This window comes from Bradyrhizobium sp. SRS-191 (genome assembly GCF_024586915.1).
In the GTDB taxonomy this organism is placed as follows: Bacteria; Pseudomonadota; Alphaproteobacteria; order Rhizobiales; family Xanthobacteraceae; genus Bradyrhizobium.
Genome location: NZ_JANBVS010000004.1, coordinates 402,899 through 422,720 on the forward strand (window position 1 = coordinate 402,899; position 19,822 = coordinate 422,720).

The 19,822-nt window shown below is 65.6% G+C and carries 18 protein-coding genes; 8 read left to right on the plus strand and 10 right to left on the minus strand.

Going from position 1 to position 19,822, the window contains the following annotated elements; translation table 11 throughout:
• Positions 1-88: 88 nt before the first annotated feature.
• The 4 genes from NLR35_RS10655 to NLR35_RS10670 are packed head-to-tail and all read left to right on the plus strand — an operon-like array spanning position 89 to position 4,585.
• Positions 89-1,636 carry a glycerol-3-phosphate dehydrogenase gene (locus tag NLR35_RS10655; protein ID WP_257166502.1) on the plus strand — a complete coding sequence of 516 codons (1,548 nt, stop codon included), beginning with the start codon at positions 89-91 and terminating at the stop codon, positions 1,634-1,636.
• Positions 1,637-1,686: 50 nt separating this feature from the next.
• Positions 1,687-2,859 carry an ABC transporter ATP-binding protein gene (locus NLR35_RS10660; protein ID WP_257166503.1) on the plus strand — a complete coding sequence of 391 codons (1,173 nt, stop codon included), beginning with the start codon at positions 1,687-1,689 and terminating at the stop codon, positions 2,857-2,859.
• The gene (locus NLR35_RS10665; RefSeq protein ID WP_257166504.1) at positions 2,856-3,770 is read left to right on the plus strand and encodes an ABC transporter permease; all 915 of its coding nucleotides are present in this window, start codon (positions 2,856-2,858) and stop codon (positions 3,768-3,770) included. Before NLR35_RS10660 ends, NLR35_RS10665 begins: the two co-directional genes overlap by 4 nt.
• Positions 3,770-4,585: an ABC transporter permease gene (locus NLR35_RS10670; RefSeq protein ID WP_257166505.1), complete on the plus strand. Its 816-nt coding sequence runs from the start codon at positions 3,770-3,772 to the stop codon at positions 4,583-4,585. The genes NLR35_RS10665 and NLR35_RS10670 overlap by 1 nt, the downstream gene beginning before the upstream one ends.
• Before the next feature lie 100 nt (positions 4,586-4,685).
• Here NLR35_RS10670 and NLR35_RS10675 read toward each other — a convergent pair whose 3' ends face one another.
• From NLR35_RS10675 to NLR35_RS10695, 5 genes are all read right to left on the minus strand, one after another.
• Complete coding sequence (locus NLR35_RS10675) at positions 4,686-5,672, minus strand: alpha/beta fold hydrolase (protein WP_257166506.1); 987 nt, start codon at positions 5,670-5,672, stop codon at positions 4,686-4,688.
• 7 nt (positions 5,673-5,679) lie between these two features.
• On the minus strand, positions 5,680-6,531 hold the full coding sequence (locus tag NLR35_RS10680; protein WP_257166507.1) for a carbohydrate ABC transporter permease: 852 nt from the start codon (positions 6,529-6,531) through the stop codon (positions 5,680-5,682).
• Positions 6,528-7,403, minus strand: a complete 876-nt coding sequence (locus tag NLR35_RS10685; protein ID WP_257166508.1) for a carbohydrate ABC transporter permease — start codon at positions 7,401-7,403, stop codon at positions 6,528-6,530. The genes NLR35_RS10680 and NLR35_RS10685 overlap by 4 nt, the downstream gene beginning before the upstream one ends.
• Before the next feature lie 107 nt (positions 7,404-7,510).
• The gene (locus tag NLR35_RS10690) at positions 7,511-8,890 is read right to left on the minus strand and encodes an ABC transporter substrate-binding protein (protein WP_257166509.1); all 1,380 of its coding nucleotides are present in this window, start codon (positions 8,888-8,890) and stop codon (positions 7,511-7,513) included.
• Positions 8,891-9,032: 142 nt separating this feature from the next.
• Complete coding sequence (locus NLR35_RS10695) at positions 9,033-10,982, minus strand: AsmA family protein (protein ID WP_257166510.1); 1,950 nt, start codon at positions 10,980-10,982, stop codon at positions 9,033-9,035.
• A gap of 310 nt (positions 10,983-11,292) precedes the next feature.
• On the opposite strand from NLR35_RS10695, the gene NLR35_RS10700 reads away from it, so the two are divergent.
• Both NLR35_RS10700 and NLR35_RS10705 read left to right on the plus strand, forming a co-directional pair.
• Positions 11,293-12,021, plus strand: coding sequence for a CoA transferase subunit A (locus tag NLR35_RS10700; RefSeq protein ID WP_257166511.1), 729 nt, complete (start codon positions 11,293-11,295; stop codon positions 12,019-12,021).
• Positions 12,021-12,671, plus strand: coding sequence for a CoA transferase subunit B (locus NLR35_RS10705; protein ID WP_257166512.1), 651 nt, complete (start codon positions 12,021-12,023; stop codon positions 12,669-12,671). Before NLR35_RS10700 ends, NLR35_RS10705 begins: the two co-directional genes overlap by 1 nt.
• A gap of 6 nt (positions 12,672-12,677) precedes the next feature.
• On the opposite strand, the gene NLR35_RS10710 is transcribed toward NLR35_RS10705, so the two are convergent.
• From NLR35_RS10710 to NLR35_RS10725, 4 genes are all read right to left on the minus strand, one after another.
• Complete coding sequence (locus tag NLR35_RS10710; protein WP_257166513.1) at positions 12,678-14,396, minus strand: hypothetical protein; 1,719 nt, start codon at positions 14,394-14,396, stop codon at positions 12,678-12,680.
• Between the two features lie 166 nt (positions 14,397-14,562).
• On the minus strand, positions 14,563-15,441 hold the full coding sequence (locus NLR35_RS10715) for a formylglycine-generating enzyme family protein (protein ID WP_257166514.1): 879 nt from the start codon (positions 15,439-15,441) through the stop codon (positions 14,563-14,565).
• An 80-nt stretch (positions 15,442-15,521) separates the two neighbouring features.
• A complete protein-coding gene (gene nirK, locus NLR35_RS10720) occupies positions 15,522-16,616 on the minus strand; it encodes a copper-containing nitrite reductase (protein ID WP_257166515.1) in 1,095 nt (364 codons plus the stop codon).
• Positions 16,617-17,009: 393 nt separating this feature from the next.
• On the minus strand, positions 17,010-17,219 hold the full coding sequence (locus tag NLR35_RS10725; RefSeq protein ID WP_257166516.1) for a hypothetical protein: 210 nt from the start codon (positions 17,217-17,219) through the stop codon (positions 17,010-17,012).
• A 198-nt stretch (positions 17,220-17,417) separates the two neighbouring features.
• Here NLR35_RS10725 and hemN point away from each other — a divergent pair, with 198 nt between their 5' ends.
• Together hemN and NLR35_RS10735 are read left to right on the plus strand one after the other, a co-directional pair.
• Entirely contained in the window at positions 17,418-18,770 is a 1,353-nt protein-coding gene (hemN, locus tag NLR35_RS10730) for an oxygen-independent coproporphyrinogen III oxidase (protein WP_257166517.1), read from the plus strand.
• 81 nt (positions 18,771-18,851) lie between these two features.
• A complete protein-coding gene (locus NLR35_RS10735) occupies positions 18,852-19,043 on the plus strand; it encodes a DUF1858 domain-containing protein (RefSeq protein ID WP_257166518.1) in 192 nt (63 codons plus the stop codon).
• On the opposite strand, the gene NLR35_RS10740 is transcribed toward NLR35_RS10735, so the two are convergent.
• Entirely contained in the window at positions 19,044-19,760 is a 717-nt protein-coding gene (locus NLR35_RS10740) for a Crp/Fnr family transcriptional regulator (RefSeq protein ID WP_257166519.1), read from the minus strand.
• Positions 19,761-19,822 lie beyond the last annotated feature (62 nt).

The following is a 19,822-nucleotide window of genomic DNA, read 5'->3' on the forward strand; positions in this document are numbered from 1 at the left end:
TTTATCCGCTGACCTGTCAGCTCCGCCGCTACGAGAATCATCGGTCGAGGTCTACGATCGTGCGTCACACGCGCGAAGAACTTGGCGGATGGCGGACTACGATCTCGCAATCATCGGTGGCGGTCTGAACGGCGTCAGCCTGGCGCGCGACGCGGCTGGCCGCGGCTTGCGCGTCATCCTGATCGAACAGGGCGATCTCGGCGGCGCCGCCTCGTCGGCGACCTCACGGCTGGTGCATGGCGATCTCGCCGCGCTGGAGCGACGCAGCCTGCTGCGCGTGCGCAGGGCGCTGACCGAGCGCGACGTCTGGCTTACGACAGCGCCGCATCTGGTGCGCCCGGTTCGCTTCGCGATTCCCGCCCATGCCAATGAGCGTCCGCAGTGGCAGTTGCGCGCCGGGCTCTGGCTCTACGATCACCTTGCGAAGCGCAGCCGCCTTCCCACCGCAGCAACGCTCGACGTCACGCATCATCCGATCGGCGACGCGCTGAAGCGTCCGTTCGGCACCGCCTTCGAATACTCCGATTGCGTCGTCGACGATTCCCGCCTGGTGGTGCTGACGGCGCTCGACGCCGCCGAGCGGGGCGCCGACATCAGGACCGGTGCCCGCTGCATCCGGGCCGACTGCGACCGCATCTGGCGCCTCGCCATCATCGACCGCGGTCACCGCCGCATCGTCACCTCGCACGCGCTGGCCAATGCGACGGGCGCGTGGAGCGTGTCGACCGCAGAGACCGTGTTGCGTCAACCGCCGCCGCGCGTGGCGGCCCGGCAGGTCAGCCAGATCGTCGTGCCCAGGCTGTTCGATACCGACGCCGTCTACGTGTTCCAGAATCCCGACGGCCGGCTGATCTTCGCCCAGCCCTATGAGCGTGAGTTCACGCTGATCGGAACGGTGGCTCATCCATTCAGCGGCGATCCGGCTGTCGTTGCGATGCCGGCGGCGGATGTCAGCTATCTCTGCAAGGCCGCCAATCGCTATTTCCGTTCCGATATCCAGCCGGTTGATGTGGTTCGAACGATCTCCGGCGCCAACATGATGCTGCTGAAGGGCGACGACGGCCGGCAGATGGAAACGGTCGTCAGCCTTGATACCGCCCGCGGCAGGGCGCCGCTGCTCACTCTGTGTGGCGGCGACGTCACCACGGCGCGGCGCCGCGCCGAGCAGGCCGTCTCACGGCTCGCGAGGGTCTGTCCGATGTCGCCGTGCTGGACCGCGGCGGCGCCGCTGCCCGGCGGCGACTTCGCCTGGGAGCGCTTCGAGGACCTCGTCGACGACGCCAGGGATCGCTGGCGCTTCCTTGGCGAAGCCGAGGCACGCCGCCTGGTCGGCGCCTACGGCACGCGGGTTGCGGAGATCCTGGGTGATGCCCGGAGCCGCGCCGATCTCGGCCAGGCGTTCGGGGCACAGCTGACGGAGGCCGAGGTCCGTTATCTCATGAGCAGGGAATGGGCACGGTTCGCCGACGACGTGCTGTGGCGGCGGAGCAAGCTCGGGCTCAGCCTCGGCGCGACGGAGCGGGATGCGCTGGCTGCCTTCATGGCGGCAGCAGGGGCGCGGAGCGCGCCGCGTGTGCCCGACGGGGACGGGGATAGTCCGGCCCGTGCGGTTGAGCTGCAGTCGATCGGCGGCTAGCTTGCGCTGCGCCGCGCCATTGTGGGCCGGCAGGGTGACTAGACCTGATCATGGCTGACGACATCGCGACTTCAGAGCCTGCCGCCGAGGCGGCGCCACCGCCTGCGCCGGACCCGCGTCCCGATCCTCAGCCGCCGATCCTGCGGATCGAAAATGTCGTGAAGAGCTTCGGCAGCTTCCGCGCCGTCGACGGCGTCTCGCTCGACATCCGCGCCGGCGAGTTCTTCGCGCTGCTCGGCCCCAGCGGCTGCGGCAAGACCACGCTGCTGCGCATGCTGGCCGGCTTCGAAAGCCCGGATGAAGGCCGCATCCTGCTGTCCGGCGAGGACATCGGCGACGTGCTGCCGCATCAGCGGCCGGTCAACATGATGTTCCAGAACTACGCGCTGTTTCCGCATCTCAACGTGCGCGACAACATCGCCTTCGGGCTGCGGCGCGCCGGCATGCCGCGCGCCGAGATCGCCACGCGCGTGGCCGAGATGGTGGCGCTGGTCCGGCTCGAGGGCCTTGAGAAGCGCAAGCCCGATCAGCTCTCCGGCGGGCAGAGGCAGCGTGTGGCGCTGGCGCGCTCGCTGGCACGGCGCCCGCAGGTGCTGCTGCTCGACGAGCCGATGGCAGCCCTCGACAAGAAGCTGCGCGAGAGCACGCAGTTCGAACTGATGGAGCTGCAGCGCAGGCTTGGCATGACCTTCATCATCGTCACGCACGACCAGGAGGAGGCGATGACGGTGGCGACCCGGATCGGGGTGATGAACGCCGGCAGGCTCGAGCAGGTCGCGGCGCCGCGGCGGCTCTATGAGGAGCCGGCCTCGCGCTGGGTTGCGGAGTTCGTCGGCGACATCAACCTGTTCGAAGGCGAGGTGACCGCGCGGGAGCCGCTGCGGCTGCGGGTTGCGACGTCGACCGCGGGCGAGCTCGTCGCGGCGCAGCCGGTGGTTCCGATCACCGAGACCAGGGTGTCCGTGGCGATCCGCCCGGAGAAGATCCGGCTTGCGCTTCGTCGACCCGCAGGCGATGCCACGGGGATCAATTGCGTCGAGGGCGCCGTCAGCGATGCCAGCTATCTCGGCGGCAAGACGGTCTACAAGATCAAGCTCGATGGCGGCGCTGTGCTTCACGCGGCGCAGGCCAACACCGCGCGGCTCGATGCCGATGGTTATGGGCTGAACCAGCGCGTCGTCGCCTGGTTCACGCCCGACGATTGCGTGGTGCTGGAACGATGAGCGCGCGCCGCATCTTCTCGCGCCCGGCGCGCTTCGCCGCGATCGCGCCCTATGTCTGGATGGTGCTGTTCTTCCTGGTGCCGTTCGCCTTCGTCCTCAAGATCAGCCTGTCGCAGACTGCGATCGCGCAGCCGCCCTACACGCCGCTGTTCTCGCTCGCGGAGGGCTGGTCGTCGCTATCAGACGCCTTCGCGGCGCTGTCGCTCGACAATTTCCGCCTGCTGCTGTCGGACGATCTGTATCTCGCGTCCTATCTGCGCAGCGTCGTCGTCGCCTTGACGTCGACGGCCATCCTGCTGCTGATCGGCTATCCCATCGCCTATGGCATGGCGCGCCTGCCGAGGCGCTGGCAGGGCATCGCGATGATGCTGGTGATCGTGCCGTTCTGGACCTCGTTCCTGATCCGCATCTATGCCTGGGTCAACATCCTCCAGCATGACGGCCTCCTGAACCAGATCCTACTCGCGCTGCATCTGGTGTCCAAGCCCGTGGTGTGGCTGTCGACCGACAGCGCGATGTATGTCGGCATCGTCTATTCCTATCTGCCCTTCATGATCCTGCCGCTGTTCGCGACGCTGACGAAGCTGGAGCCGGCGCTGGAGGAGGCCGCCGCCGATCTTGGCGCGACGCCGCGCGAGATCTTCTGGCTGGTGACGTTTCCGCTTTCGCTGCCGGGTGTCGGGGCGGGCGCGCTGCTGTGCTTCATCCCGATCGTCGGCGAGTTCGTCATTCCCGATCTGCTCGCCGGCTCGAAGTCGCTGATGATCGGCCAGACGCTGTGGCTGGAGTTCTTCACCAACAAGGACTGGCCGGTGGCCTCCAGCATCGCTGTGGTGCTGCTCGCCGTGCTGCTGCTGCCGCTGCTGCTCTACGACCGACTGCAGCGCCGGCAGCTCGAGGAGAGCCGGTGATGGCTGCGAGAGCCTCCCGCCTGTCGCGCTTCAACGTCGCCTCGCTGACGCTCGGGTTGGCGTTCCTGTACCTGCCGATCCTGATCCTGGTGATCTACTCGTTCAACGCCTCGCGGCTGGTGACGGTGTGGGGCGGCTGGTCGCTGCGCTGGTATCACGAGTTCTTCAACGACCGCGCGATGATCGATGCCGCCTGGATGAGCCTGCGCGTCGGTGCGACGTCGGCGACGGTGGCGACGGTGCTCGGCACGCTCGCGGCCGTGGCGCTGTCGCGCGGACAAGGTTTTCGCGGCCGTCTGCTGTTCTCCGGGATGCTGTATGCGCCGCTGGTCATGCCCGAGGTGATCACCGGATTGTCGCTGCTGCTGCTGTTCGTGGCGCTGGAAGTGGAACGTGGCTTCTGGACGGTGACGATCGCCCACACCACGCTGACGATGTGCTTCGTCGCCGTCGTCGTGCAGTCGCGCCTGGTCTCGCTCGACCGCAGCCTGGAGGAGGCGGCGATGGATCTTGGCTGCGATCCCTTCCGCGCCTTTGCGATGGTGACCCTGCCGTTGATCGCCCCGGCGGTGATCGCCGGTTGGATGCTGGCCTTCACGCTGTCGCTCGACGATCTCGTGATCGCGAGCTTCACCACCGGCCCGGGGTCGGCGACCTTGCCGATCCGGATCTATTCGGAGGTGCGGCTCGGGGTGAAGCCGGAGATCAACGCGATCTGCACGCTGGTGATCGGGCTGATCGCCGTGGTGATCGTGATCGCATCGCTGGCGTCAAAACTGTCGAGCGACCGCGGCGAGAGCGCGGCGCCGCTGTAGCAACCGTCATTGCGAGCGCGGCGAAGCAATCCAGGGCTGAGCAAGGACTCTGGATTGCTTCGCTGCGCTCGCAATGACGGAGAGTGTCGAGGCTGCGTCTTCAAGCCATAAACAGCTTCAAGGCGGCCTCGATCACTGTGCGATGGACTGCCCCGCGATTGACTGACGCCGGATCGACGCAGCTAGCAGGATCGGCGTTGCGGCCGAGCTCGGTGCTCTCCGGCAAGAACACGTAATGTCCGGCATCGTCAGCGACGATGTCGAACGCGCTGCGCTTCAGGCGTTCCTGCAGCCACCGCGCCGATGGCAGCAGCGCATCGGCGCCGCCAACCATGATGTGTGTCGGCACATCGATCGCCGCGACGCTCTCGTCGGAAAACCCCTGCACCGAGCGTCCCGGCGCCAGCAGCAGCGCCGCCTTGATGCGCGGGTCGTGATACGAATCCGACATCCGCGCCCAGGAGTCACGGAAGACCTGGCTCGTCTCCATCAGGCGCGGCAGGTGATCGACGAGATCTGGAAACTCGCGCGGGCCGCGGCCGAGATTGGCGCCGGGCGCGAAGGGCGAGCGGATCATGATGGCGCCGAGCAGCAATGCGACCGTGACGCCCCCGAGCGAATAGCCGACGGCGTAGATGCGGTCGGCGTCGATGCGGCCGGCGAAAGCGGGATGCGGGAGGAGGTGGTCGATCAGCATCGACACGTCACGCGGCCGCTCCCACGAGCACAGGAAGCCCTCGGCACGGAACGGCGCGGCATTGTTGTTGCCGTGATGGTTGATCCCCACCACGATGAAGCCGCGGGCCGCCAGCTCGCGCGCCAGCCATTCGACCTGCAGGCCGTTGCAGCCGGTGCCGTGTGAGTAGACCACGAGCGGACAAAGACCGTTGGCGGCCAGCGGTGCATCCAGCGCCACAGGTCCGGCCTTGAACCATTCTTGCGGCCAGGGAGTGACCGGAAGCGACGCTTCGGTCGCCCCCTCCGCGGCCGGATACCACGCGAACCAGTCGATCGGGCGCGGCCCGTCGCCATCCCAGTTCGGCCGCGACGCATCCGCGATGCGGCCCTGGCGAAACCCGACGCGCATTATCCTGTCACGACTTCACGGCACCAGCCGTCAGGCCGCCCACCATGTAGCGCTTGAAGGCGTAGTACACCGCGGCCGGCGGCAGCGCGTAGATGAAGCCCGTGGTCATCAGGAGCTCCCACGGCGAATCGTCGGCGGCCAGGAAGTTGCCGAGCGCCACGGGAAGGGTGATCGCCTTGTCGTTGGACAGCAGCAGGAACGCGTAGAGATATTCGTTCCAGGCCAGCAGCACCGCGTAGGTGCCGATCGCGACCAGCGACGGCATCATCAGCGGCACGTAGACGAGGCGGAAGATCTGCAACGGGCTCGCGCCGTCCATCACGGCGGCCTCGTCCAGCTCGACCGGCAGCTTGTCGGAGGCCTGCTTCAAGACCCAGATCGCGTAGGGCGAGGCGATCGTCACCATGGCCAGGATCAACGACCAGTCATTGTTGAGCAGGCCGTATTTGCCCATGGTGCGATACATCGGCACGGCGAGGAAGGCGGCCGGAATGAAGTAGGTGAACAGCGCGAGGTTCATCACGATCCGGCTTCCCGGCACGCGCAGCCGCGAGATCGCGTAGGCCGCGCAGGTCGCGATGATCAGCGTCAGGGCACCGACGGCGACCGCGATGATCACGGAGTTGCCGAACTGGATCCAGAAGTCGCGCAGGAAGTAATGCTGCTGGTGAAACACGATCGAGAAATTGTGCAGCGTCGGATGATCCGGCCACAGCTTGCCGGAGAACGCGTCCTCCTTGGGCGAGATCGCGAACAGGAACATGTGATAGATCGGGATCATCGTCCAGATGAAGACGGGAATGCCGATCAGCAGCAGCCGGGCCTCGGTGCCGACTTCGCGGAGGGTAGGGAGCTTCATCGCGACAACCGCTTCATCATGAAATAGACCAGGGGGAGCACCAGCGGCATCGCGCAGACGATCGAGGCCATCGCGAGGCTCAGCTGATCGAGCCGGAGATAGCGGATGCCGAGCGTCGACAGCACATGCGTGAGGTCGGCCGGGCCGCCGCCGGTCAGCAGATAGACGCTGTTGAAGTCGCCGAGCGTCCAGATCATCGAGAGCAGCGTGCAGGTGATGTAGAGCGTCTGCATCGACGGCCAGGTGATGTAGCGGAACTTCTGCATCCAGGTCGCGCCATCGACCTCGGCGGCTTCGAACAGGTCCTGCGAGATCGCCAGACGCCCGGTCATCAGGATCAGGGTCCAGAACGGCAGCGACTTCCAGATGTGCATGCCGATGGCCATGCCCAGCGCCACTGTCGGATCGTTCAGCCAGTTCGGGCCGTCCTCGCCGGTAAACTTGAAGATCAGCTGGTTCACCACGCCCCATTCGGGATTGAGCATGAAGCGCACCGACAGGATGGTCGGAATCGACGGCACCGCCCAGGGCAGGATGAAGATGACGGAGAGCCATTTGATCCAGCCGCGCTGCTGCACGAAGAAGCCGGACAGGAACAGCGCGATCAGCATCTTCAGATTGATGCCGACGAGCAGGAAGATCAGCGTGTTGACGGCGGCGCGCGCAAAAATGGGATCGTTGTACAGCGCGACATAGCTCGCCGGATCGCGCGCCAGCCACAGGCCGTAACCGACGGGATAAACGACGAAGGCGAGGAACACCAGAATATAGGGCGCCAGCATGACGATGCCCCACACCTGGGGCGGCGTCAGCCGCGCCGGTCGCGGTGCCTCCGCAAGCGCAGAATCGGAAGCTGAGAGCGTGATCGCCATGTTTGTCTCTTCCGGTCGTCTCTTCCGCCGATAACCAAACCGGCCGCATGGGCTGCGGCCGGCAGTCTTTGTCAGAACGTCAGGCTAGTGCATCGCGATGCGAGAGACTAGCCCGCGACTTCCTTGAGGCGCGCAATCAGTTCGTCGACCGCCTTCTCGACCGGCACCTTCTCGCTGACCACGCGGTTCATCGCCTTCGCCCAGACGTTCTCGTTGTTGAGAATCGTGAACTTGTAGTTCTTGGTGAAGTCGAACGGCGTGGTGCCGCCGGTGAACTGGGTGTAGACGGCCTTGCGATGGCGGTCGGCCTGCCAGAACGGGCTCTTCTGGCCGGCGGTCGTCACCGGGAACCAGCGACCGAGCGCGCCCTCGACGTAGGGTCCGAGGTTCTCTTCCTGCATCAGGAACTTGATGAACTCCTTGGCCTGAGCCTTGTGCGGCGCATTGGCGAAGATGAGGCCGGTCTTGACGTCGGAGCGATACTTGATCGGCGTGCCGTCGGGCTTGTTGGGGAAGGACGCGGTGATGATGTCCTCCTCATAGGCCTTCTTGCCGGCGGCGCGCTGCTCGGGCGTCAGCGCCGGGTTGGTCGAATCCTCGAACCACTTGGCCGCGATCGAGATCGTGAAGTTGTGGGTCATCACGATGGTCTTGTTGTGGAAGGCGACGTTGTTGTCCGGGTCCTTCCAGGTCGTCGAGGACGGCGGCGTGCAGCCCTTGATGTAGGTGTCGGTATAGTCCTTCAGTGCCTTGATGAGGCCTTCGCGCACCTTGGGATCGTCGACCAGGAGCTTGCCGTCGTCATCGACCAGCTTGACGTTGTAGGCGTCCATGAAGGTGTAGAACGACTGGAACGAGTCGGTCGACTCCACGCCCATCGGCTGTCCGACGCCGTACAGGCGCTGACCGGTCGCCTTGCGGATGCCTGGCTGCACCTTGTCGCACCAGAACGTCCAGTAATCTTCCCACTTGGTCGGGATGTCGGCCTGCTTGAAGCCGGCCTTCTCCAGCAGGTCGCCCCAGATCTGGACGTGCATGCTCTGCTGCTTCAGCGGGAAGCCGTAATAGGCCTTCTTCTTGGTGACGTTGTTGAAGAGATAGGCGGTCTCGATCGTGTTCGGGGCGAACGCCGACTTCATCGGCTCCAGGATGTCGGTGAGATCTTCGAGCTTGCCTTCGTAAGCCCACTTGCCCTGCGCCTGGACGTCATAGGTGTCGGCATAGGCGACATCAGGCACGGTGCCGGAATCGAGCGCGGCGACCGTCTTCGGAATCATGTCCTGGATCGCGTATTGCGACAGCTCGACCTTGATGCCGGTCTTGGCTTCGAACTTCTTGACGACGTTGAGCAGCGCATCGTCCTCGGACTTGTAGAAGCCCTTGCTCCACCAGATCGTGATGGTGTCCTGAGCGACGGCTGGTGCTGCAGCGCAAAAAAGCCCGGCGGCTACTGCGATTGAAAGCGCACCCATTCCCCTGGATTTCACGTGTCTCTCCCTGATCCGCCGATCTTGCTTGATCGGTTGTGGGCGGACACTAGCGCAGGGACCAGATGCGATCCAGAAGTAATATATCAGACATAGGTCGGGGCCACGGCCGTCGCGCGATCACGCTTAACGCGGGCGGTGATCAGTTCTGTTTTGTGGGACTTTCGCTCGCGGGAGCATCGGCCTGCGGCGCATTGTCCTGCTGAGCAGGACGCAGCCCGCCGCCGGTGAAGCGCTCCAGCACCGAGCGCACGGCGTCCCGGGTCTTGCGGTCCTTCACGGCGTCGAGCAGCGGCGCCGCCGCCGGCGCACGGCGGATCAGGCTTTCCGGATCGGGGAAGATCAGCGGATCTTCCCACGGACCCTGCACGACGAACGGCAACTCGAAGCCGTTGCCGGCATTGCCTGCCGACAGCAGGCTCGCCACGCCCTTGAAGTCGTATTCGCGGCTCGGCACCGATGCCGTGCCGGTCATGGTGATCCGCGCGGTCGGGCTCTCGACGCGGATATCGTCCGCGGTGGCAACTCCGTCGGCGAACTTCACGGCGACCGTCAGCGAGTCGTAAGGCGTCGATCCCGTGCGGAAATTGCCGCCGCGCGACAGCGGGCTGCGCTCCAGCCGCTTCAGCAGCTGCTCGACGTTGAAGCCCGAGATCGCGCCGTCGCGGCCCTGCAGAGTGGCGCTGCCGTCGAGCGATTGCGCAAGCCCGAACGGGCTCGAGCCCGAGGCCGTCAGCGAGACGTTGAGATTGCCGCGACCGGACAGCGAGGACATGCCGAACATCTCGTTGGCGCAGGCCTGCAGGTCGACATCGTTGAATTGCAGCTCGGCCTTGACGTCGGCGACCGTATCGGCGCGCGCAATGCCGAACGAGCCGCGCACGATGCCGCCATACATCTGCGCTTCGCCCACCGACAATGCGAGCACGCCGTTGCGCAGATTGGCGCCGAACGCCGTGCGTCCGAGTTTCGAGGACCCCACGGTGACCTTTGCGGCCGATAGCCGCATGTCGAGGTCGGTGGTCGACAGCGCCTTGAGGTCGAACAGCTGCCGGTTCCAATCGCGCGCGCCATTGGCGAGCAGCCGGAAGGTCGAGATGTACGGCGTGAAGTCGAGCGCATCGGCGGCCAGCGTGGCCTGCAGCGCCTGCCGGCCATTGTTGGCGTAGGTCATCACGCCCTCGGCCGTATTGCCGTCGAGCTCGACATTGACGTTGGTGAGCGCGACCGAGGCGCCGACGACATTGGCGCGCGCGCGCAGCGCAAAGCGGCCGAAGCCGCCGCCGCCGAGCGGCGTCTGCCCGGTCCAGCGCAGCGCATCGCGCAGCGACGGGCTGTCGACCGTGAGCGTGCCTTCCATCAGCGCACTGGTGCGGTTGGCGACCGTCCCGTCGAACGCGACTTTTAGCGGCGGGCTGGCCAGACGCATCTTCAGGCCGGAGCGGTCACCCGACAGCGCCGCCAGAAAATCGCTGACGCTGATCGAGCCCTCGATGCGCTGGCCGCGCCAGTCGAATTGCCCGGTCGCAGCGAACGAGCGCGAGATCGAGGGCCAGGCCAGCGACAGGTCGATGTCGTCGAGCCGCTCGGAGGCATGATGGCTGCCGTCTTCGTAGACCAGGATGCCGTCCTGGATGCGGATCTCCGAGAACGACATCTGGCTGTCGGGACCCGGCCGCATGGTCCGCGCGATGGTTTCGATGAAGGGCGTCCAATTGCTGTTGCCGTCGGCCTCGCGTGTCACGTTGATCTGCGGCCGCAGCATCATGACGTCGGCGATCTCGAAGCGCTGCAACAGCAGCGGCAGCAATTGCAGATTGGCGGTCAGCACGTCGACGCGCAGCGCCGGATCGTCGGCGCCGCTGCCCTTGAGGCCGACATCGTGAAACGAGACGTAGCTGCCCGGGAACAAGGAGACGTCGATGTGACCTTTGACGACGAGCTCGAGCCCGGTCACGGCGCGGATCTGCGTCTCGACGGCGTGCCGCAGTGCCTCACGATTGACCAGCCAGGAGCTTGCAAGCAGGCCCACGAAGGCGATGCCGAGCAGCACCGCAATCGGTGTGCCGAGCCGCCTCATTCCTTGGGCCATGGTCACGGACATGTCCTGGGGTCGTCGGATCGCTGTTGAAGGAGGATGGGCAGGGCGCGCCGAAAACCCTTGCCAACATCAACAACTTGATGCGTTTTCTTGACGCTTTCAAGGCCACGCCGCGGGTGTGGCTGGATTAGGGCGGAGGCCCCGAATCGCAGCCCCCGGATCATTCCGGGGCCGCGTGCCGGTGCGACTGCTAATGCAGGACATGCCCGTTGGGAAGGCATCATTGACGCATTGCGAAGATTTCGCCTAATAATCCGGTCGATATCCGCGCCGTCGTCGCTTTCCATCAGGTCATTCCCGTATGAACAAGGTCTATCCGGACGCCAAATCCGCCCTTGCGGGCCTTCTCAAGGACGGCATGACCATCATGTCCGGCGGGTTTGGCCTTTGCGGCATCGCCGAAACGCTGTCTGACGCCATCCGTGAGTCCGGGGTGAAGAACCTCACCGTCATCTCCAACAATGCGGGCGTGGATGGCATCGGCCTCAGCCGACTGCTGGAGACGCGGCAGATCAAGAAGATGATCTCGTCCTATGTCGGCGAGAATAAGCTGTTCGCACAGCAATATCTGGCCGGCGAACTGGAGCTGGAATTCTGCCCGCAGGGCACCCTGGCCGAGCGCATCCGCGCCGGCGGTGCCGGCATCCCGGCCTTCTTCACCAAGACCGGCGTCGGCACGCTGGTCGCCGAAGGCAAGGAAGTGCGCGAATTCGACGGCGAGAAATATCTGATGGAGCGCGGGCTGTTTGCCGACATCGCGATCGTGCACGCCTGGAAGGGCGACACCGCCGGCAACCTCGTCTACCGGAAGACCGCGCGCAACTTCAATCCGATGATGGCCACGGCGGCCAAGGTGACGGTCGCTGAGGTCGAGCATCTCCTGCCGGCCGGCCAGATCGACCCCGATCATATCCATACGCCGGGCATCTTCGTGAAGCGCATCATCCAGGTTGGAACCGCGCTCAAGCGCATCGAGCAGCGCACCGTGCGCAAACGTGAAGCCGCCGCTGCAGCCGGGGAGGAAGTCTGATGGCCTGGACGCGAGAGCAGATGGCGGCGCGTGCCGCCAAGGAGCTGCGGGACGGCTACTACGTCAATCTCGGCATCGGCATTCCGACGCTGGTCTCCAACTACATCCCGCCGGGCGTCGACGTGGCGTTGCAGAGCGAGAACGGCATGCTCGGCATGGGTCCGTTCCCCTATGAGGGCGAGGAGGATCCCGACCTCATCAATGCCGGCAAGCAGACCGTCACCGAGCTGCCGATCACCAGCTATTTCTCGTCCGCCGATTCCTTCGCGATGGTCCGCGGCGGCCACATCGACCTCTCCATCCTCGGCGCCATGCAGGTCGCCCAGAACGGCGACCTCGCCAACTGGATGATCCCCGGCAAGATGGTCAAGGGCATGGGCGGCGCGATGGATCTCGTCGCCGGCGTCAAGCGCGTGGTCGTCGTCATGGAGCACAGCGCCAAGGACGGGCCGAAGCTGCTCAAGCAGTGCAATCTGCCGCTGACCGGCGAGCGCGTCGTCGACATGGTGGTCACGGATCTCGCCGTGTTCACCATCGACAAGCACGGCAATGACGGCATGGCGCTGATCGAGCTCGCCGACGGCGTGACGCTCGACGAAGTGAAGGCCAAGACCGAAGCCGAATTCCGCGTCGCGTTGAAGAACAGCTGAGCGCGACTACCAGCGCCGGCACAGCATCTCGGCGACCTTGACCGCGAGCCTGCAGGCCGCACTGGGGCGCGGGCTCGTATGAGCCTGGGACGGCATCTCCAGGCTCTGAAGTACGAGGCAGGGGATGCCGTGGCTGAGGCAGATCAGCCCGGTCACATAGGCCGTCTCGTCGGTCGCGAGGGCACCCGGGACGGCCGCCGAAATATCGGCGTCGGTGCCGCCACCGTTGCGAGTCACCGTCATCCCTTCGAAGAACACGCCGATCTCGTCGAGCATGGTCGTCGCCGCCTCATGCGCAAGGCGGCAGAGCTCCGGGTTGGCCGGGATGATCAGGCCGCCTTCGCTCGGAAATGGCGGCTCGGCAATGCTCAGCGCATCCCGTAGCTGGATCTCGATCCGGAACGGCGCGACCGCCGTCGCAATCACCAGATCGCCCGGGCCGGCGCCGACGAAGCGGGCGCCCTGGGTTGCCTGCGCCAGCGCCGGGCCGAGCGCATGCGCGCGGCCCGGCATGATCACCCATCTTGCGCCGTGCTCCGCGATCGCGACTGCCGTCGCGCTGGCCACCTCGGTCATGGATCGCCCGAGGCAGATCACCGCATGGAAGCAGGAGTGACGGATGATCGCGCGTGCGGCGTTGCGCTGTTCGATCAGCGTGCCCGGTCCCATCGCCTGGATCAGGCCTTCGATGTCATCAGGTGTGCTGACGACAAAGCCGATCGTGTTGGCCTTGGCGTGAAGGAAGCGCAGCGCGTCGAGCATCGCGTTGATGTTGGCCTTGTCGCGCTCGTCGAGCTGCTGCCACAACGCCTCGAGCACGTCGAGGGAGGCCTCGATGCTGGCGCCGATGACGCCCTGGCCAAGCGGACGGCCGGGCGTCTCGCAGCGATGGAGCTCCTCCAGCGTCTGGAGGACGGTTCGCCTGTCCTTGATCGCGCCGGCGCCCTGCAGGATGCGTGCGAGAACGAGGGCGCGCTTGCCGGTGTCGAGCGGCACGGCCAGCCAGGCGAAATCCGCCAGCTCCGCCGCCTGCTCGCTCGCGGCGCGCTGAAATTCGCCGACGACCTGGCCATAGTGCCAGCTGAGCTGCCACGGCGACACCTGCCGTCCGCGATACCGGCCGCGATCGATCCGCTCGAGGGCCTGGGCCTGCAGCTCGTGGCGCAGATCCGGGTCGAAGCCTGCCGCGCGCGTATCCAGCAGATGATGGGCGCGCGTCGCGACCCCCGGACCAAACCACTCCTGATCGGGATCGCCGACCGCAAGCCCGCTCGGCATGCGGATGTGGACCGTTCGGCGAAACTGATCGAGCTCTCGCTTTGCGACCTGTGCCGCAGTGGCCGAGACGCTCTGCAGTTCGCAGAACGCGTCGACGACGCTGGCCCAGTCCCAGAAATCATCGCCGTAGAACGGAATGCGGTATTGCCGGCTGGCGACGATGCACGCACAGATCTCTTCGATGTGTCGCGTGACCCGATCGAGGATGTCCCGGCGCGCCAATGCGGGATCGGTCAGGCATTGATGGACGATGCGCGCGGCATTGGCATTCACCACATGCCAATCCTTGGCGGGAAATTTCGGCGTTTTCAGCAGATATTCGAGCGCATCGACGAGGCACCGCCCGGCCAGCGCGCGCGGCGAATTGTCGTCGAACCAGCTGGTATTGCCGATGCCGTACCCATGCAGGTCGGACGTGAAGAAGACCGGCGGATGTCGAGAAACCACGCTCGCCTCCTGGTCCGCTCACCGCGTCTTTCATGCAATTTTGTAACGTTTGTAGCTCGATTGTCGCAACCGAAAGTTGATTTTGGGTGACTGTCATTTGTGCCAGTGCCAGGACACCGGCGGCGGTGCGCCGACCCGACGGGGATTGAATCCCGGAGCTATCGGGTCAGGCGCGGAAGGTTCGCATCAAGCGGCTGAGCCGCTGCGCCATGCGCTGGCTCCACGCGGGTTGCTCGCGGACCAGGCGGAAGCCGAGGTTGGCCGGCGGCGTCCCCGAAGCGCAGCCGCCGGCGCGCGCGTCGCGGATGAAATCGGTCACATAGGCCCGGTGCGCGCCCTCGGCGAGCCGCACGCCGCAATTGCTGACCGTCTTGATGACGTGCCCTGCTTGATCCTGCAGCTTGCGGGTGAAGCAGGTCGAGGTCCATTCCCAGACATTGCCGGCCAGATCGGCAACGCCATGCTCGTTGAGGCCGAAGCTGCCGAAGCTGCGCGGCTTCGGGTCATCGGGCAGCGCCGCTTCCCGCTCGTAGCGGACGATCCAGCGCCGCGAGGGGTCGGAATCATCGACCGCGACGCCATCGTCCTTGAAGCGGCTGCCGGCCGCATGGGCCCATTCGGCGTCGGTCGGCAGGCGATAGGTGTGACCGGTCTTGAGGGACAGCCACTCGGCATAGGCGAGGGCATCGAGCCAGCTGACCTGCACAGCCGGCCGGTCGATGGCGATGGCGACGTCGCGATCCAGCGCGCGGCACGCACGGGCTTCGACGCAGGCCTGATAGTCGGCTGCGCTGACCTGGTGGGTCATGATCGCAAGCGGACGATCAAAGCGGATCGCGGTGACGGGGGCTTCGGCGGGCCGTCCGTCGCGCAGATGATCGCCGGAGTCGCGATAGCGGAGCGTGCTGGGCGCGATCTCCGTGAGCGCCGGGCCGTCGAAGCTGGCGGGAGTTTGGAGGCTTGCGACGATCGGGGCGAGGGCGGTCGGGCCGGCGACGCCGACGATGCAGGCGAGAGCGAGTTTGATCTTGAAGGCGACAAGCATGGCGGCACATCGGAGATGGCGGGGGCCGGTGCACCGGCCCCCAGTGTCTTGATTTCAGGGTCGTGAGTGATGAGCGCTCATCAGTTGGTCGAGCCGGTCGGAATGTCGGCCGGAGCTTTCACCTGGGTCATCAGGTCGTCGTTCCACTTGCCTTCGACCTTGAAATGCGCGGTGGCGCCGAGATTGGCCGCCTCGATCAGATTGTGGGTGACATAGGCGTAGATGCCGGGCTGCAGGAATTTGTAGAGCGCGGCACCGGCCGAGCCACCGCGGATGAACCACGTCTCAAGCCCCGTCTCCGGCGCATTGGAGAACTTTCCAGTCTCCCAGACGTAGTCGCCGTGGCCGCCGATCAAATGCGGGCGGCTGTCACGATTGGCCTGCGAGTGGACGATCAGGACGTTCTCGCCGACATTGGCGGTCAGCGCATTCTTGCCGGTGAGCGCGCCGGCCTTGCCGTTGAACACGACATGGGTCGGCGTCAGCCTGCGCATGACCTCCTCGGTGTCGCTATAGGCTTCGCCGGGCGAGTCGTAGGACTTGAAATTGCCCTTCTCGTCGCGCGGGACGTACAGGTCCTGCTCGCCGATGTAGTAGACGCGGTCGTAGCGCAGCGCATGGCCGCGTCCATCGTTGAGGCCATCGCGCGGCAGCACCATCACGGCGCCGTTCATGCCGGAGACGACGTGCCAGGGGATCATCGGTCCGCCCGGGGCGCAGTGATAGACGAACACGCCGGTTCGCGTCGCCTTCCAGCGTAGCACCACCTGCTCGCCCGGATTGATCAGCGTCAGCGCGCCGCCACCGAGCGCACCGGTCGCCGAATGGAAGTCGATGTTGTGCGGCATGGTGTTGGTGGCCGGGTTGACCAGCGTCACCTCGACATAGTCGCCCTCGTGCACGACCATCAGCGGGCCCGGCATCGAGCCGTTGAACGTCATGGCCTGGAAGGTGGTGCCCTTCTCGTCGATCACCATCTTCTTCTCCTGGACCACGAGCTTGAACTCCATGATCTTCGGCCCCTGCTTGGTCGCCTGCTCATGCGCATGCACGAACGGCGGGGCGACCAGATCGACCTTCTGGCGGGGCAGCTTGAGGTCTTCGGCAACAGCGGGAGCCGCAAGCATCATCGCGGCGATGGCTGCACTGAGCAGGGCGGTGCGGCGGGTCAACATGGATCGCTCCTTCGTTTGGATCTGTTGTGTGCCGCAAACAGCATGCGCCTGTTGGAACCCGGCTTGTTTGTGCTGCAACAATCAATCGTGCGTTTGCGAAGGCAGCCGGTGGCCCCACGCGCGTGTCGCGCCAGCACAAGCGCGGCGAGCCGCCAATGAGTTGCATCGGCGGTGCTCTCTTTCGATTCCGACGTGCAGAGAACGAAGACGCCAGCGTGCTGATAGGCCCCGCGCATTGAGATCAATGCTAAGTCGTCGCCCGGAAGCGCGGACACGAGCGGCATGGGAAGGAAGACATCTCAAGGAAGACAAAGGACGACACGGCAACTCAGCTGCGCGAACGGCGCGAAGGTGCCGTCCTGGCTCCAGGTCGTTTGCCTGGCTGACGGTTCGTCAGCTCAGCCAGCGCACCGCCAGCAGGACGACGAACGCCACTGCGGCCGCGACACAGAACAGCGTCGTCATGAACATCGCGAGGTTGCCGAGCAGGCCTGACGGCACCGAGTCGTCGCGAAAGGATTCGAACCCGTCTGATTGAGGAATATGGCCGCGGATATCGGTGAGGACAGCAAACAAGCGAATGAGCAGGTCCAGAGCTTCCATTGCGGTTTCCTCGAATCGGGGGCAAGCCGATGATCCCCGCCAAAACGGCCGGCGACTTTGATGAAGCGCAATGTCGATGGCGAAAGCCGGGATTTTACTGGCAATCCGACGGGGCACCTGCTGGCTGCGTCTTTGAGGAAGCTCAAGGTCGGCTCCATTGCCTTGTGTCAAACACGCCTCAACTCAGGTGGACAGGACATGAGACCAGATCTCGCCGCATGCTACGGACAGGAGCGCCTCCCGCGCTACACCAGCTACCCGACGGCGCCCCATTTCTCGACCGCAGTCGGCCCCTCCACTTACGCCGAGTGGCTGCGCGCGATCCCCGCGAACGCGACGGCATCGCTGTACCTGCATGTGCCGTTCTGCCGCTCGATGTGCTGGTATTGCGGCTGCAACACCATGGTCGCCAAGCGCGACGAGCCGATCGCCGTCTATGAGTCCGCGCTGCGCTGCGAGATCGACATGGTGGCGCGCCAGATCGGCCGCCGGCTGCCGGTCGGGCACATTCATTTCGGCGGCGGCACGCCCACGATCATGACGCCGGACTCCTTCGTCGATCTGGTCGGCTCGCTGCGTCATTCCTTCTTCGTGCTGCCGACGGCCGAGATCGCGATCGAGATCGATCCGCGCACGCTGACGCCGGCGATGATCGATGCGCTCGGGACGAGCGGCGTCAACCGCGCAAGCCTCGGCGTGCAGAGCTTCGATCCCGTGGTCCAGAAGGCGATCAACCGGGTGCAGAGCTTCGAGCAGACCGCCGCGGCGACCACGGGGCTGCGCAGGGCCGGCGTGGCCGGCGTCAATTTCGACCTGATCTACGGGCTGCCGCACCAGACCGTCGCCTCCTGTCTGGACACGGTGCAGCGTGCCGTCGAGCTGCGCCCGGACCGGCTGTCCGTGTTCGGCTATGCGCATGTGCCGTCGTTCAAGACGCATCAGCGCAAGATCCCGGATTCGTCGCTGCCCGACAGTCTGGAGCGCTACGATCAGGCGTGTGCGATCAGCGATACGCTGAAGGACGCCGGCTACGTCCAGATCGGTCTCGACCATTTCGCCTTGCCGACCGATCCCATGACGATCGCCTCCCGCGAAGGCCGGCTGCATCGGAATTTCCAGGGCTATACCACCGACGCCAACGACCTGCTGCTCGGCTTCGGCGCCTCGGCCATCGGCCAGCTGCCGCAGGGCTATGTCCAGAACGCGCCGCAGGTGCGCGCCTATGAGGAGAAGATCGCCTCCGGCAGCCTCGCCACGGTGAAGGGCTATGGCCTGACCGATGATGATCGGCTGCGGGCCGACATCATCGAGCGCATCATGTGCGACTATGGCGTCGATCTCGACGTGATCTGCACGCGGCACGGCACGGCAACCGATGCGATGCTGCAATCGGCGCCGCGGCTGCAGTCGCTGATCTCGGACGGCGTGGTCGAGCTCAACGGCAGCGCGCTGGCGGTGACCGAGCATTCCCGGTTCCTGGTGCGCAGCGTGGCTGCGGCCTTCGATGCGCATCTCGATGCGTCGAAGCAGTTGCACAGCCGCGCCGTGTAGCAAGCCTGCCGCACTGCTTGTGCCGCGACAAAGACGAGGCAGGCCGCGCCGGTTACCATTCACGTTCGAATGGAGGCGCGCATGCCTATCACCTTTGATGAACTGGTCGACGACGTCATGCGGCGCAAGCCGGAGACGATCCGCGTCTTTCTCGCGTTCCAGATGCGCTGTGTCGGCTGCCCGATCGCCTGTTTCCACAATGTCGCGGATGCCTGCCGCGAGCACGGCGTCGATCCCGACGCGTTTCTCACGGCGCTGTGCGCCGGCGCCTGATCAGGAGCGCGATGCCGACGCGTCGGAGCTCTGTTCCGCCAGCAGCACGATCTTGTGCGGCTCCCGCAGCACGATCTTCTGCCGGCCGCTTTCGACGAGGCCCTGCTGCTCCCAGCCGGATAGGATCCGGCTCACCGTGTGCAGCGTCGTGCCGGTCATCTGCGCGATATCCTGCCGGCTGATCGGAAAGTCGATCTGGACGCCGTGATCGAGCTTGCGGCCGGCCTGGTTGGCGAGCCGCAGCAGCGCGTGCGCGATGCGCTGCTCGACCTGCTGCGTCGACATCTCGATGACGCGGGCATGGGTTTCCTGCAGCCGCTGGCCGACCGTCTGCAGCGTATTCGCGGCGAGTGACGGGAACTTTGCGACGAGGCGCGGCCATGCGGCCGAGGGCCAGGCCAGCACGATGCTGTCGTCGACCGCGGTGGCCGTCGCCGGATAATGCTGCAGGCCGATCGCCGGCGCGACGCCGAACGTGTCACCGGGCACGACGTAGCGCACCACGATCTGGTCGCCGGTCGGCGTCGTCTTGCTGGCGCGGACATGGCCGTGCAGCAGCAGGAAGAACGAGGTCGCATCGGCGCCCTGCTCGAACACCGCGCCGTTGCGCGGAACACGCATGGAGCGGGCTTCACGCAAGACCTCGGTGAGGTCGTCGGTGGAGAGCCCCGCAAACAGCGGCAGATGCGCGACCAGCGAGCGGTCGATGGAAGCCATGATGTTCTCCGGGCCGGGCACGGCATAATTCGCGCGCGCTCAATACCACGATTTCGCGATCC

Coding starts and splice junctions, on each gene's coding strand:
- NLR35_RS10655 (WP_257166502.1), top strand. CDS start 89: ATGGCGGACTACGATCTCGCAATCATCGGTGGCGGTCTGAACGGCGTC.
- NLR35_RS10660 (WP_257166503.1), top strand. CDS start 1,687: ATGGCTGACGACATCGCGACTTCAGAGCCTGCCGCCGAGGCGGCGCCA.
- NLR35_RS10665 (WP_257166504.1), top strand. CDS start 2,856: ATGAGCGCGCGCCGCATCTTCTCGCGCCCGGCGCGCTTCGCCGCGATC.
- NLR35_RS10670 (WP_257166505.1), top strand. CDS start 3,770: ATGGCTGCGAGAGCCTCCCGCCTGTCGCGCTTCAACGTCGCCTCGCTG.
- NLR35_RS10675 (WP_257166506.1), bottom strand. CDS start 5,672: ATGCGCGTCGGGTTTCGCCAGGGCCGCATCGCGGATGCGTCGCGGCCG.
- NLR35_RS10680 (WP_257166507.1), bottom strand. CDS start 6,531: ATGAAGCTCCCTACCCTCCGCGAAGTCGGCACCGAGGCCCGGCTGCTG.
- NLR35_RS10685 (WP_257166508.1), bottom strand. CDS start 7,403: ATGGCGATCACGCTCTCAGCTTCCGATTCTGCGCTTGCGGAGGCACCG.
- NLR35_RS10695 (WP_257166510.1), bottom strand. CDS start 10,982: ATGGCCCAAGGAATGAGGCGGCTCGGCACACCGATTGCGGTGCTGCTC.
- NLR35_RS10700 (WP_257166511.1), top strand. CDS start 11,293: ATGAACAAGGTCTATCCGGACGCCAAATCCGCCCTTGCGGGCCTTCTC.
- NLR35_RS10705 (WP_257166512.1), top strand. CDS start 12,021: ATGGCCTGGACGCGAGAGCAGATGGCGGCGCGTGCCGCCAAGGAGCTG.
- NLR35_RS10715 (WP_257166514.1), bottom strand. CDS start 15,441: ATGCTTGTCGCCTTCAAGATCAAACTCGCTCTCGCCTGCATCGTCGGC.
- nirK (WP_257166515.1), bottom strand. CDS start 16,616: ATGTTGACCCGCCGCACCGCCCTGCTCAGTGCAGCCATCGCCGCGATG.
- NLR35_RS10725 (WP_257166516.1), bottom strand. CDS start 17,219: ATGGAAGCTCTGGACCTGCTCATTCGCTTGTTTGCTGTCCTCACCGAT.
- hemN (WP_257166517.1), top strand. CDS start 17,418: ATGAGACCAGATCTCGCCGCATGCTACGGACAGGAGCGCCTCCCGCGC.
- NLR35_RS10735 (WP_257166518.1), top strand. CDS start 18,852: ATGCCTATCACCTTTGATGAACTGGTCGACGACGTCATGCGGCGCAAG.
- NLR35_RS10740 (WP_257166519.1), bottom strand. CDS start 19,760: ATGGCTTCCATCGACCGCTCGCTGGTCGCGCATCTGCCGCTGTTTGCG.